The sequence below is a fragment of the Sinorhizobium medicae genome (assembly GCF_007827695.1).
Classification (GTDB): domain Bacteria; phylum Pseudomonadota; class Alphaproteobacteria; order Rhizobiales; family Rhizobiaceae; genus Sinorhizobium; species Sinorhizobium medicae.
Window position 1 is genome coordinate 45179 of record NZ_VITA01000006.1, and the last position, 13295, is coordinate 58473.

Consider the following 13295-nt stretch of genomic DNA (forward strand, 5'->3'; position numbering starts at 1 on the left):
TTCCATTCAAACGTCGCAAAGCAGCAGGCATGCCGAAATCGCCTGCTCTTTACACTGAGATATCAGATTTGATACGCCAATTTACGTCGCCCGCAATCTCCTGGTAGGCTTGATATGTCCCTTCAGACACTAGTTGCCCCTGATTTGCTCGAAGCGCGAGTCGAAAACGCATTGCGCAATGCCGGTGCGGCGCAGGGTTCCGCCGCCGCGGCGGTCCGGGCGATGATGCATGCCTCACTCATCGGGGTAGATAGTCACGGCGTTCGGCTGGTGGTGCATTATGACCGGGTGCTGCGGGGCGGCCGGGTCAACGGCACGCCGAATCTGTCGGTCCGGCGGACGGCGGCAGCCACTGCGGTCGTGGACGGGGATAATGCGCTCGGCCATCATGCGGCATATGTCGCAATGGACAAGGCGATCGAACTGGCACGCGAAAGCGGCATAGGTGCGGTCGGCGTCATCCGGTCCTCGCATTTCGGCGCAGCCGGCGCTTACGCGCGGGTCGCGGCCGAGGCGGGCATGATCGGCTTCGCCACCACGAATTCCGACAAGGTCGTGGCACCGTTTCAGGGCCGCGAGCCCTTTCACGGCACCAACCCGCTGGCCTTCGCCGCGCCGAGCGGCGGTGCGCGGCCCTGGCTGCTCGATATGGCGACCTCGTCCATACCGTTGAACCGGTTGCTTCTCTGCAAATCGCTCGGGATGTCTTTGCCGGCGGGAGTGGCGGTGGACGAGGCGGGGCAGCCCACGACCGAGCCTTTCGAGGGCAGGACGCTCCTGCCGCTCGGCGGCGTGGATTTTTCCTTCAAGGGCGCGGCACTTGCCGGCGTGGCGACGCTGCTGTCGGCCATTCTGCAGGGCATGACCCTCGATCATGCGCTCATGCCCATGGTCGGCACCGACGATTATTCGACGCCGCGCGAAATGGGTCATTTCCTGCTTGCCATCGATCCCGACCGCTTTGGCGGACGCGGCGTCTTCGACGAGGGCATGTCTGCCTATCTGGAGGCCCTGCGGAGCGCGCCGGCGCAGGAGGGTTGCGAAGTGCTGGCGCCCGGCGACCGCGAGTGGCGTGTCGAAGCCGCGCGCAGACAGAACGGCATTCCGATCGATCCCGATACCGCGGCCTTCCTCGGCCTGTCGCGGAGCCCGGCCGCACCGGCCGGAAATGCCGGGGAGAACTAGTCTCATAGCCGTGCCGGGGCAGGGAGTCTCCGGCCAACAACAGGGAGGGAACAATATGAAATCAATGCTGAAAAAGGGCTTGCTCGCCGCGGCGCTGATGGCCTCGACCGCGCCTGCGGCCATGGCGCAGGAATGCGCGGATGCGGATCGCGTGCCGATCACCTGGTCGACGATTGCCGGCTTCTACACCGATGCGATGGCAGAGCTGGTATCGGGCTTCGAGGCAGGCCATTGCGTGAAGGTCAATGTCGTCAACATAGACAACTCACAGCTCTACAACAAGCAGGTCATCGAGATGGTCGGCCAGACCGGTGCCTATGATGTCGTGACCCTCGAAACCTCGGAGAAGGCGGAATTCGCAGAGAACGGTTTCATCCTGCCGATGACCGAATATTTCGCGGACAAGAAGGCGCAGCTCGACGACGTCGCGCCGACGCTCGCTGCTCTGACGACGCAGTACAAGGATGATGTCTGGGGTCTGCCTTATTACACCTATACGGCCGGATATATCTATCGTGCCGACCTGTTCGACGATCCCACGGAAAAGGAGGCCTTCAAGAAGCGCTTCAACTACGACCTGGCCGTGCCGACCACCTGGGCGCAGCACCGCGATATCGCCGAGTTCTTCACGCGTAAGGCCGGTGAGACGCTGAAGGGCGAAAAGCTCACCAAGGACTTTTACGGCGTCGGCCTGATGGCCGGTCCTTTCCCGGAAATCCAGGACGAGATGTCCGGCGTGCTCTGGTCGCAAGGCGCGGACTGGCTCACCGACGAGGGCAAGGTGCCGGTCGATGCCGTCGAAAAGGCGATGAACGACTATCTGGAACTGGTCAAGTATGCGCCGCCCGCCGCGCTCACCGTTACCTATGACGGCGTCATGAACCAGATGAAGGACGGGCAGATCGCCCAGACCTATTCCTTCTTCCTCGACCAATGGCCGAATGCAGTGCAGACCGAAACCAGCGTGGCCGGCGCCAAGATGGGCGTCGCCGAGGCGCCGGAGAAGAAGGCCTATATCGGCGGCTTCCTGCTGGCGGTTTCCGCATCCTCCGCCCACCCGAAGGAGGCGATGGACTTCGTCGCCCACATCGGCGGACATGATGCGCAGATGGAGTTCGCCAAGGCCGGCGGTACCTCGACGCTGATGAGCGTTCTTTCCGATCCGGCCTTTGCCGCGCCGGAAAGCCGCGGGAAGACCGGCCACTTTTCAACGCTCCTGGAGATCTTCGACTCGATGAAGGGTTTCCGCTCGAACCTGTTCGATACGCCGTTCGGCGCGAAGATCTACAACACGATGCAGATCCCGCTGCAATCGGCCGCTGCCGGTCAGATTTCGGCGCGCCAGGCCGCCGAACGGCTTGCCGTCGAAGTCGAGAAGATTTGCGGCGGCCCGTGCCCGATCGGCAAGTGATCGGACACGTCGCTCAAAGCCTTGCATGGCGGGCGCTCTGCCCGCCATGCGCTTGACCGAAAGGCGCGGGCGGTCCCGCGCAATCTTCTGGAGGAGTTTGATGTCGCAGTCGTTATCCGTGCCGGCGTCACAGGAAAGGGGAGCGGCCAGCCCGACTGCCATGTCCGATCGCTGGTTCTCGATCCTTCTTATCGTGCCTGCGATGCTGGTCATTCTTGTCTTCGCGCTGTTGCCGCTCGCCTATGCGCTCGACGTGTCATTTCGGTTTGCCGACCTGACCCGAGGCCGGATCGGGGACTTCGTCGGCCTCGACAACTATCGGGCGGTACTGCATGACAGAGCCTTCTGGAGTTCGGTCGGGGTCACGCTCAAGTTCACGCTGACGGCTGTCACCCTCGAAATGGTGCTCGGCATCGCGATTGCCTTCCTGATCCACGGCGCAACCGCCGGCAAGGGCATCATCCGCAGCCTGATGATCCTGCCGCTTGCCACCTCGGCGGCGGTGACGGGCCTGTTCTGGCGCTATCTCTACGACACCCAGTTCGGATTGATAAACCATTTCCTCGGTCTCGTCGGCCTGCCGGAGCCCAACTGGCTCGGCGATTACACGATCGCCCTCTGGTCGGTCATCCTGTTCGATGTCTGGCAGTGGACACCCTTCGTCGCGCTAATCGCGCTCGCCGGACTCCAGGCCTTGCCCAAGGAGCCTTTCGAGGCGGCCGAACTCGATGGCGCCAGCACATTTCGGGTGCTTCGCACGCTGACCTTCCCAATGCTGAAACCGGTGCTGTTCCTCGTCCTCGTGTTGCGCACCATAGACAGCGTCCGGTTGTACGATGCGGTCGCGGTGCTCACGCGCGGAGGCCCGGGCACGGTGACCGAAACCATGACCTTCTATCTCTACCGCACCGGCCTGAAGCTGTTCCGGATGGATTATGCGTCCACCATGGCGATCTTCTTCCTCTACGCCATGCTGGTCGCAAGCCTCTTCGCGCTCCGTCCGCTGCTCACCCAATTTTCGTCCCGTGCATCGGAAGGCTGAGGAGAGCGCCATGCTGCAACGTGAATCAAGTTTCGCCAAGGAAGCGCTCCGCTACGGCCTGATCGTGCTCGTCCTCGGCTTCATCGTCTTCCCGATCGCCTGGATGATCATCACCTCGTTCAAACCGGCCGATGCGATCATGGTGTCGCCGCCGCGCTTCCTGTTCACCCCGACGCTCGAGAACTACGTTCACGCGATCTATGACAAGAACTTCCTTTTCTACATAAAGAATACGCTCTTCATCTCCGTCGCCTCGACGATCATCGTCGTCGTCACGGGATCGCTCGCCGCCTATAGTTTCGCCCGCTACAATGTCGGCGACGGCCACCTGCTCTTCTTCATCCTGTCGACCAAGATGTTTCCGGCGATCGCGGTGATCCTGCCCTACTTCCTGATCTTCCGGGAAGTCGGCAAGACCGGCATCGGCAGTTTCCTGGGCATAGGCCTCGACCGGCCAGGCGCGCTGATCATTTCCTACACGGTGTTCAACCTGCCCTTCGCGATCTGGCTCCTGGTGTCCTTCTTCCAGGACATTCCGCGCGAACTCGAACACTCCGCCCGCCTCGATGGCCTGTCGCGCCTGAAGGTCCTGGCAAAGGTCGTGTGCCCGCTGGCCGCCCCGGGCATCGCGGTCACCGGCGTTTTCACGCTGATCTTCAGCTGGAACGAGTTCCTCTTCGCCTACATCCTGACCCGCAAGGCCGCGAGCACCGTGACCGTAGGCGTCGAGTCCTTCTTCACCCTGCAGGGCATTCTCTGGGGGCCCGTTGCGGCTGCCGCCACCATCAGCGTCCTGCCGATGCTGGTCTTCGTTCTGGCCATGCAACGCTACATGGTCCGCGGCCTGACCTTCGGCGCTGTGAGAGGATAAGATCATGAGCTTCAGTCAAGGCTGGGATACCGGCTTCCGCGTCATCCTCATCTATGTCGGCATCGTCTTCGTCTGGCTCGGCATGATCGAGCCGTATTTCGCCAGCCGGTCGGTGTCCGTCATCGTCATGAACATGGTTGCAGTCGCGATTTCAGCGGCTTTCGTGGTCCGCGCGCGTCACCGCTTCATCGCCGAGCGCCGCCAGGCCGAGGCGGAAGTTGCCGCCCTGATGCAGGAGGACGTCTGATGTACGAACTGAAATCCGTCCACAAACGCTACGGGTTGGCCAAGGTCGCGCTGCGCAAGATCGACCTTACCGTGCGCGACCGGGAGTTCCTGGTGATCTACGGACCGGCCGGCGCGGGCAAGAGCACGCTTCTCAACATTCTTGCCGGAATATCCAAGCCGACCAGCGGCGATGTCCTGCGCAACGGCAGCTCCATTCTGCGGGTGCCGCCGGAAAAGCGCGACGCGGCCATGGCTTTCGAGAATTATGCGCTCTATTCCCACCTTTCGGTCGGCGAGAACCTCGCCTTTCCGCTGAAGGCCCGCGGTTTCGACCGGGCCGAGATCGAGGCGCGGGTCAAACGGATTTCCGGCATTCTCGGCATAGGCCATCTTCTCGAACGGCGGCCGGGCTTCCTTTCGGGCGGCCAGCGGCAGCGCGTGGCGCTCGGCCGCGCAATCATCCGCCCGGCCGACATCTATCTTCTCGATGAGCCGGTCGGCCATCTCGACGCGAAGCTGCGCCACAGGATCCGCGCCGAACTGAAGGCGCTGGCCGAGGACCTTGCCGCGACGGTCGTCTTCACCACCACATCGTCGCGCGAGGCGCTGGCACTCGGCGACCGTATTGCCGTACTCAATGCCGGCAGGTTGGAGCAGGTCGGAAAACCCGCCGATCTCTACCACCGGCCAGCCAACGCCTTTGTCGCATCCTTCGTCGGCGACCCGCCGATGAGCTTCATTTCGGTGCAACCGCGGCGCAACGACGGCCGGGTCGATTTCGTAACGGCGGACGGCATGCCGGTTGCCTCGCTCGCGGCCGAGGCGGTCCTTGACCTCAATGACGAGCCCGGCTCGAGGGTGCAGGTCGGCTTTCGCTCCAACGAGGTGCGGATCGCGCAGGAGGGCGATTCCAATGCTCTTCGCGGCCGGGTCGATGTCATCGAGAACCTCGGTTACATGAAAATCGCCCTTGTCGGCATAGGGGGCGACCAGATTTCCGTTTCGGTTCCGGCCGGGACGCCCCTCGGCGTCGGCGAGACGGTCGCCATCGCCTTCCCGCGCGACGCCATTCATTTGTTCCAGAACGCCAGGGCGGTCACGCACGCCACGCCTTCCGCAGGAGTTTGATCCATGGCCTCCATCAGAGCTGAAAAACTCGTCAAGCGTTACGGCGCCTTCCAGGCCGTACACGGCATCGACTTCGAGATCGCCGATGGCGAGTTCGTCGCCATCCTCGGTCCGTCGGGCTGCGGAAAGTCTTCGACGATGCGGATGATCGCCGGCCTGGAGACGCTCACGGAAGGGGCGATCTATTTTGACGGCAAGCGCGTCAACGATGTGCGCGCCCGCGACCGTAATGTCGCGATGTCCTTCGAGTCCTACGCGCTCTATCCGACGATCTCCATCTACGAGAACATCGCCTTCCCGTTGCGTTCGGCCAATGTCGACAACAGGGAGATCGATCGGCAGGTCCGCGACATCGCAGAAAAAATGGAACTGACGCCGCTCCTCGACCTCAAGCCGAAGGGGCTTTCCTCGGGACAGGCACAGCGCGTCGGCCTGGCGCGGGCCCTGGTGCGCAACCCCGCGGTTTTCCTTCTCGACGAACCGATCTCGCATCTCGATACGCGCCAGCGCTATCGCATGCGCCGCTTCATCAAAAGCCTCCACCAAAAGTTCGACTACACGATGATCTATGTCACCCACGACCAGGAGGAGGCCCTGGCGCTTGCAGACCGGGTCATGGTGATGAGCGACGGCGAAATCCAACAGATGGCGGTGCCGGACGAGGTCTATGCCCGCCCGAGGAACGCCTTCGTTGCCGGCTTCGTCGGCGAGCCGCCGATCAATTTCTTCGACTGCCGGGTGGCGGCGGCGAATGGCGGCTGGGGGATCGAGTTCGAAGGCCGAAAGCTGGCCCTTCCCGAACGGCTTCATGCCGCCGCACAGGCGATCGGAGACGGCGGCCTTGCGGCGATCCGGCCGCACTTCCTGTCGATCGGCGGCGACGGCCCGTTGCACGTCGACGGCAAGGTCTTCATCACGGAGGAGTTGCAGGATCAAAACCTGATCTTCGTCGACGTCGGTGATACGCGCTTTACCCTGGTCGCCCATCCGTCCGTCACACCCAGGCGCGGCGAGGCGGTGCGCGTCTCGATCGATCCGGAGCATCTGCTGCTGTTCCCGCGTTCGCAGGCGGGCAAGATCGAGAGTCTCGTCGCATGAGCTACGAGCACATCGTCGTCGGCGGCGGAACGGCGGGTTGCCTTGCAGCCGGCAAGCTGGCGGGAGAGCACGGTGCGCGCGTGCTGGTGCTAGAGGCCGGGCCGGATGACCGCAATCCGCTGATCCGCATGCCCGCCGGCTTCGTCAAGCTGCTCGGCGTCGAGAAATACATGTGGTTCTACAAGTCCGTCGCGCAGGCACGTCTTGGCGGCCGCATGCCTATCGTCCCGCAGGGCCGCGTGCTCGGCGGCGGCTCCTCGGTCAATGCGATGGTCTATATGCGGGGCCAGCCAGCCGATTACGACGGCTGGGCGGACGCAATCGGCGACGAGCAATGGTCTTATGATGCGCTGCTGCCCTACTTCATCGCGATGGAGGACAATGCGAGGCTGAACGACAATTATCACGGCGTCGGCGGCCCGTGGAAAGTGTCCGATCTCGAGCACATGTGCGAACTCTCGCGCGCCTTCGTACTGGCCGCCCAGAGTATCGGCCTGCCGCATAACGCCGATTTCAACGGCCGAAGCCAGCGCGGCGTCGGCGCCTACCAGGTGACGACGCGCAACGGCCGCCGTTGCTCGGCAGTCGATGCCTTTCTGCGCCCCGCCATTGCAAGCGGCCGAGTGGAGGTGAAAACCTCCTGTCTCGTTCACTCGCTGATCATCGACAATGGCCGCGCGGTCGGCGTGCGTTATTCGCAGGAGGGTGGCGGCCAGACTGTCGAGGAAGTCCGCTGTGATGGCGAGGTGCTGCTTGCCGCTGGCGCCATTGCGACGCCGAAGCTGCTGATGCTTTCAGGCATCGGGCCTGCGGATCACCTGAAATCCCATGGTATTGCGGCCTTCGTCGACCTGCCGGGCGTCGGCGCCAATCTCCAGGATCATACCGAAACGCCGGTCGTGGCGCTGTGCAATGGTCCCTACGGTTATTACGGCCATGACCGCGGCTGGAAGCAAATACGAAACGGCCTCGAATATCTTCTCAACCGCAGCGGTCCGGTGACGTCGAACGGCGTCGAGGCAGGCGCCTTCTTCGATCCCGACGACCTCGACCGGGATCCGAAGATCCAGCAGTTTTGCGTGCCGACGGTCTATCTGGACAAAGATCACACCGACCAGCAGGCGAGTCACGGGCTTACCTTGAATTCCTGCGTTGCCCGGCCGCGCTCGCGCGGGTCGGTAAAGCTCGCCTCCGCCGATCCGAAGGACCAGCCGCTGGTCGATCCGAACTATCTCGCCGATCCGGAGGACCTGCGCCTGTCGATCGGTGGCGTGCGCCGCGCGCGTGAAATCCTCCGTCAGGAGCCGCTGCAATCGATGATAGCGCGCGAGGTCTTCCCTGGTCCGGACAAGCTTTCCGATGCGGACCTCGCCGAACACGCCCGACGGTTCGTCAAGACTGTATACCATCCCGTCGGCACCTGCCGCATGGCTCGAGACGGTGACGCGGGCGGGGTGCTCGGCGCAGACATGCGGGTACGCGGGGTGCGAGGGCTCCGGGTCATCGATGCATCCGCGATTCCCACCATCATCTCGGGCAACACCAATGCTGCCGTTCTGGTCGTCGCCGACAAGGCGGTCGAATTCATCACCGGCGGCAAGCGCCGTCAGCCTGCGGGGCTCGCCCCGCGCAGCAATCCGACCAACCGCCAGATAGCCTAGGATGCAGCCATGCCTCCCATGAAGACCGATCCCAATCCGCGCATGCCCTACCAGTATCCGATGCCGACGGAGGCGTTGCCCGACATCGTCATTCCGGACGCCATCCCCGCCGACGACAGGGTCTGGGTGCCGCAGGGGCAGAATGTCTGGTTTCGTCCACTCTGTCTCAACCGGTCCGCAGGCTACTGGATGAACCTCCTGAAAGTGCGCAAGTCCGGCGTGCTCAGTCGTCACCGCCATCCCCAGGCCGTGCATGGCTTCGTGCTGAAGGGCCGCTGGCACTATCTGGAGCATGACTGGGTGGCGGAGGAGGGCGGTTATGTCTTCGAGCCGCCGGGCGAGACCCACACGCTCGTCGTGCCCGACGACGTGGAGGAGATGATCACCTTCTTTCAGGTGAACGGCATCATGTATTATGTCGACGCCTTCGGCGAGCCGCTCGGCTTCGAGGACGTCTTCACCAAGATCGATATGTGTCGCGCGCATTACGAAGCGGTCGGACTGGGGGCGGATTATGTCGACCAGTTCATCCGCTGACGGGCGGACCCGCGCGACCGGCAGTCCCGCCGCCTTCCTGCGCCCCGGCCTTTTCGAAGGGCGGCAGGTGCTGGTGAGCGGCGGGACCTCAGGTATCGGCGCTGCGATCTGCGAGGCCTTCGCCGCGCTCGGGGCCGATGTCCTCGCAACGGGCATCACCGAGGCGGAGATTGCCGCCGCCGGAAGCCGGCCCGGACTTCAGGACGTGCAGTTCGCCACGCTCGACGTGCGCGACAGGTCTGCCGTGGATGCTCTGGTCGCCGGCCTGCCGCGGCTGGACCACGTGGTGAACTGCGCCGGCGTGATCCGCCGCAATGACGAACTCGAGCCGGATGTGTTCGCCGACGTCGTCGATATCAATCTCAACGGCTCCATGCGCGTCTGCGCGGCAGCCCGTCCACGGCTTGCGGAAACCGGCGGCACGATCGTCAATACCGCCTCCATGCTGTCGTTCTTCGGCGGTGGCCTGGTGCCCGGCTATTCCGCATCGAAGGGCGGCATCGCCCAGCTCACCAAATCGCTGGCGATCGCCTATGCGGCCGATGCAATCCGGGTGAATGCCATCGCGCCGGGTTGGATCGCGACACCCCTGACGAAGGCGCTACGGGAGAGCCCGGAGCGCAACGCGGCCATTCTCGGCCGCACGCCGCTCAATCGCTGGGGAGAGCCGGCGGAAGTCGCCGGTGGCGTTCTTTATCTGTCCTCGCCGCTTGCAAGCTTCGTTACCGGCAGCGTGCTGGTCATCGATGGCGGCTATCTGATCATGTGAGGCACGATATGAAAGCCATTGTTCTCCCCGGACCGCAGGCGCAAATTGACAACGTGACACTGACCGACCTGCCGACCCCGGAGCCCGGGCCGGGCGAACTGCGAATCAAGGTCATCGCCGTTTCCATCAATCCCGTGGACTGGAAGCTGACCTTCGATCACAAACCGGAATGGACCTACCCGCATGTGCTGGGGCTCGACGCTGCCGGTGTGATCGATGCGGTCGGCCGGGGCGTCGAGGGCTGGAAAGCCGGCGACAGGGCGGTCGTTCACAACAATCTCTGGAAGCCCGGCGTCTTCGCCGAATATTGCCTTGCGCCGGCGCACGCGACATCGCGGCTGCCCGGCAGCGTGAACTTCACCGATGCGGCCGCCATCCCCTGTGCCGGCTATACGGCCTATCAGGCGCTCTTCCGCAAGGCGAGGCTTGAGGCGGGGCAGACCATACTCATTCAGGGCGCCAATGGCGGTGTCGGCGGATTTGCCACGCAACTTGCCCATCAGGCCGGGGCCACGGTCATCGCGCTGGCGCGGCCTGAGCATTTCGCCGCCGTACGCGGGTTCGGTGCCGATATCGTCTTCGATTACCGGGACGCGGATCTGCTGCATAAGGTGCGGGCGGAAACGGAAGGCGGGGACGGCGTCGATGTCATGCTCGAAGTCGTCAATCCCGGCGACGCCCGCAAGTCGCTCGCCTTCCTTCACTATAACGGGCATCTCGTATCCATCGACCCGCTGCCGGTCATGACAGAGGTGCCGTCCTACACCTATGCCGCCTCGATCCACGAGGTGGCGCTTGGCGGCGCCTATCATGCCGGCCACCTGCCGACCCAGCGCGATTTCGCCCGTATCGGCGATGACATGATGGCGCGCCTTGCGGCAGGCAAGCTCGATCCGATGGTCGAGGAGATCGTGGCGCTCGGAGACATACCGGACGCCCTGCGGCGGCTGCGGCGCCGGGACGTGACGGGCAAGATCGTCGCCCGCATTGCTTCGGATGCCTGACGAGAACAACCCAACGGGGAGGAAGAGCATGTCCACGAACACGCATTATATTGACGGCCGGTTTGTCGAGGATCGCATCTCAGGCCGCATCGCGGTCTACAATCCCGCAAGCGAGGAGCAGATCGCCGAGATCCCGGATGGTCCTGCCGAGGTCGTCGACGCGGCCGTCGATGCGGCACGCAAGGCGCAACCCGCCTGGTCGGAGTTGCCGCCCATCGAACGCGCCGGCTATGTCAAGGCGATTGCCGAGAAGATTCGCGCGAAGGTCGACATTCTGGCCGAAACGATCTCCCGCGAGCAGGGCAAGGTCGTGTCGCTTGCGCGCGGCGAAGTGCTCGGCATGGCCGGGCTTATGGACTACATGGCCGAGTGGGCGCGCCGCATCGAGGGCGAGATCATCGCCAGCGACCGGAAAGGCGAGACGATCTATCTGAACCGGGTGCCGATCGGCGTGGTTGCCGGCATACTGCCCTGGAACTTTCCGTTCTACCTGATCGGACGCAAACTCGCCCCGGCGCTCGTCGCCGGCAACACGATCGTCATCAAACCGAGCGAGGAAACGCCGCTCAATGCATTTCTCTTCGCCGAACTGGCGGACGAGGTCGGGCTGCCGAAGGGCGTGTTCAACATGGTTTCAGGACGTGGCCGCACGACGGGCGCCGCCCTGTCGGGCCATCCCGGCATCGATCTCGTAAGCTTCACTGGCAGCGTGCCGACCGGTGTCGCCATCATGGAGGCAGCGGCGAAGAACCTCACGCGGGTCAATCTCGAACTCGGCGGCAAGGCGCCCGCAATCGTCCTCAAGGATGCCGACCTCGACCTGGCGGTCGAAGCCATCACGGCCTCGCGCGTCATCAACACCGGCCAGGTCTGCAACTGCGCGGAACGCATTTTCGTCGAACGCCAGGTGGCCGACGAATTCACCGACCGCTTCGTCAAGCGGATGGCCGCCGTCACCTACGGAGACCCGATCGCCGAGCCGACCGTCGACATGGGGCCGCTCGTCAATGCGCTCCAATTGGACAAGGTCGAGGCCATGGTCGAACGGGCAAGGGAGGCTGGGGCATCGGTGGCGCTGGGCGGAAAGCGCGCCGAGCGCAATTGCGGCCACCATTATGAACCGACCGTGCTCACGGGCTGCACGCCCGACATGGAGATCATGCGCAAGGAGATATTCGGACCCGTCGCGCCGATCGCCGTGGTCGAAGACGCCGACGAGGCTGTTCACTACGCCAACGACACCGAATACGGCCTGACGTCGTCGCTCTACACGCAGGACCTCAACAAGGCCATGCGCGTGACGCGGCGCCTGCAGTTCGGCGAGACCTACATCAACCGCGAAAACGGCGAGGCGTATCAAGGCTTTCATGCCGGTCGCAAGAAATCCGGCATCGGCGGTGCAGATGGCAAGCACGGCTTTTACGAATACATGGAAACCCAGGCGGTCTATATCCAGCACGGTTGAGATGACAGCGACGGACCGGCGGCGCCCGGTCGGAAAGGAATGGTATGTATCTAAAGAAATTCGATCTGTCCGGCCGCGTGGCGGTGGTCACGGGGGCGGGGCAGGGCATCGGGCTTGCCTGCGCGGAAGCGCTTTGCGAAGCCGGTGCGGCGGTCCTGCTGACCGATATCAGCACGGAGCGCTGCGAGGCCGGCCGGGCGGCACTCGCCGCCAAAGGATATACGGTCGAGATCGACCGTATCGACATCGGCGACAGCGCCTCCATCAATGCGGTGGCGGACCGGCTGGCAGATAGCGGCAGGGCGGCGGACATCCTCGTCGCAAATGCCGGTATCGCCCATGCCGGCGTTCCGGCCGAAGAGCTTTCGGACGCCGATTGGGACCGGATGATCGGCAACAATCTCAGCGGCGCCTTCCGATCTTGCCGGGCCTTCGGCAGGCACATGCTCGCCAGGGGCAAGGGATCGATCGTCACGATCGGTTCCATGTCCGGCACGATCGTCAACCGGCCGCAGCAGCAGGTTCACTACAATGTGGCCAAGGCGGGCGTCCACCACCTGACGCGCTCGCTCGCAGCCGAGTGGGCGACCCGCGGCGTGCGGGTGAATTCCGTCGCGCCGACCTATATCGATACGCCGCTTCTGACTTTCGCCAAGGAAGACAAGCCGATGTACGAGCAATGGCTGGACATGACGCCGATGCATCGGCTCGGCCAGCCGGAGGAGATTGCCTCGGTCGTGCTGTTCCTTGCGTCCGACGCCTCCAGCCTCATGACGGGATCGATCGTTTCCGCGGATGCCGGCTACACTTGCTGGTAGCCGAGAAGCCCTCGTCCGCGTTTCGAATGCGGTCGAGGGCAGCACCTCTCGTGAGTGTGCAACCACGTCGGCGAGCAG

At 63.8% G+C, this 13295-nt stretch carries 13 protein-coding genes; all 13 read left to right on the top strand.

Annotated features, from left to right (window positions below):
- Window positions 1–114: 114 nt before the first annotated feature.
- The 13 genes from FB009_RS11910 (at window position 115) to FB009_RS11970 (ending at window position 13217) form a co-directional block, all read left to right on the top strand.
- A complete protein-coding gene (locus tag FB009_RS11910; RefSeq protein ID WP_012066680.1) occupies window positions 115–1185 on the top strand; it encodes an Ldh family oxidoreductase in 1071 nt (356 codons plus the stop codon).
- Window positions 1186–1240: 55 nt separating this feature from the next.
- Window positions 1241–2596 carry an ABC transporter substrate-binding protein gene (locus tag FB009_RS11915; protein WP_012066679.1) on the top strand — a complete coding sequence of 452 codons (1356 nt, stop codon included), beginning with the start codon at window positions 1241–1243 and terminating at the stop codon, window positions 2594–2596.
- 100 nt (window positions 2597–2696) lie between these two features.
- Window positions 2697–3638 carry a carbohydrate ABC transporter permease gene (locus tag FB009_RS11920; protein WP_012066678.1) on the top strand — a complete coding sequence of 314 codons (942 nt, stop codon included), beginning with the start codon at window positions 2697–2699 and terminating at the stop codon, window positions 3636–3638.
- 10 nt (window positions 3639–3648) lie between these two features.
- Window positions 3649–4509, top strand: a complete 861-nt coding sequence (locus FB009_RS11925) for a carbohydrate ABC transporter permease (RefSeq protein ID WP_012066677.1) — start codon at window positions 3649–3651, stop codon at window positions 4507–4509.
- A gap of 4 nt (window positions 4510–4513) precedes the next feature.
- Window positions 4514–4756, top strand: a complete 243-nt coding sequence (locus tag FB009_RS11930; protein WP_012066676.1) for a hypothetical protein — start codon at window positions 4514–4516, stop codon at window positions 4754–4756.
- Window positions 4756–5865 carry an ABC transporter ATP-binding protein gene (locus FB009_RS11935; RefSeq protein WP_012066675.1) on the top strand — a complete coding sequence of 370 codons (1110 nt, stop codon included), beginning with the start codon at window positions 4756–4758 and terminating at the stop codon, window positions 5863–5865. The genes FB009_RS11930 and FB009_RS11935 overlap by 1 nt, the downstream gene beginning before the upstream one ends.
- Before the next feature lie 3 nt (window positions 5866–5868).
- The gene (locus FB009_RS11940) at window positions 5869–6963 is read left to right on the top strand and encodes an ABC transporter ATP-binding protein (RefSeq protein WP_018207879.1); all 1095 of its coding nucleotides are present in this window, start codon (window positions 5869–5871) and stop codon (window positions 6961–6963) included.
- Window positions 6960–8624, top strand: a complete 1665-nt coding sequence (locus tag FB009_RS11945) for a GMC family oxidoreductase (protein ID WP_012066673.1) — start codon at window positions 6960–6962, stop codon at window positions 8622–8624. Before FB009_RS11940 ends, FB009_RS11945 begins: the two co-directional genes overlap by 4 nt.
- Window positions 8625–8633: 9 nt before the next feature.
- Window positions 8634–9161 (top strand): 2,4'-dihydroxyacetophenone dioxygenase family protein, encoded by a 528-nt coding sequence (locus tag FB009_RS11950; RefSeq protein ID WP_012066672.1) that lies wholly within the window; start codon window positions 8634–8636, stop codon window positions 9159–9161.
- Window positions 9139–9930: an SDR family NAD(P)-dependent oxidoreductase gene (locus tag FB009_RS11955; RefSeq protein ID WP_012066671.1), complete on the top strand. Its 792-nt coding sequence runs from the start codon at window positions 9139–9141 to the stop codon at window positions 9928–9930. The genes FB009_RS11950 and FB009_RS11955 overlap by 23 nt, the downstream gene beginning before the upstream one ends.
- Window positions 9931–9938: 8 nt before the next feature.
- Window positions 9939–10934 carry a zinc-binding dehydrogenase gene (locus tag FB009_RS11960; RefSeq protein WP_012066670.1) on the top strand — a complete coding sequence of 332 codons (996 nt, stop codon included), beginning with the start codon at window positions 9939–9941 and terminating at the stop codon, window positions 10932–10934.
- 28 nt (window positions 10935–10962) lie between these two features.
- Window positions 10963–12399, top strand: a complete 1437-nt coding sequence (gene aldA / locus FB009_RS11965; RefSeq protein ID WP_012066669.1) for an aldehyde dehydrogenase — start codon at window positions 10963–10965, stop codon at window positions 12397–12399.
- Window positions 12400–12443: 44 nt separating this feature from the next.
- Window positions 12444–13217 carry an SDR family NAD(P)-dependent oxidoreductase gene (locus FB009_RS11970; RefSeq protein ID WP_145161609.1) on the top strand — a complete coding sequence of 258 codons (774 nt, stop codon included), beginning with the start codon at window positions 12444–12446 and terminating at the stop codon, window positions 13215–13217.
- The last annotated feature ends 78 nt before the right edge of the window (window positions 13218–13295 follow it).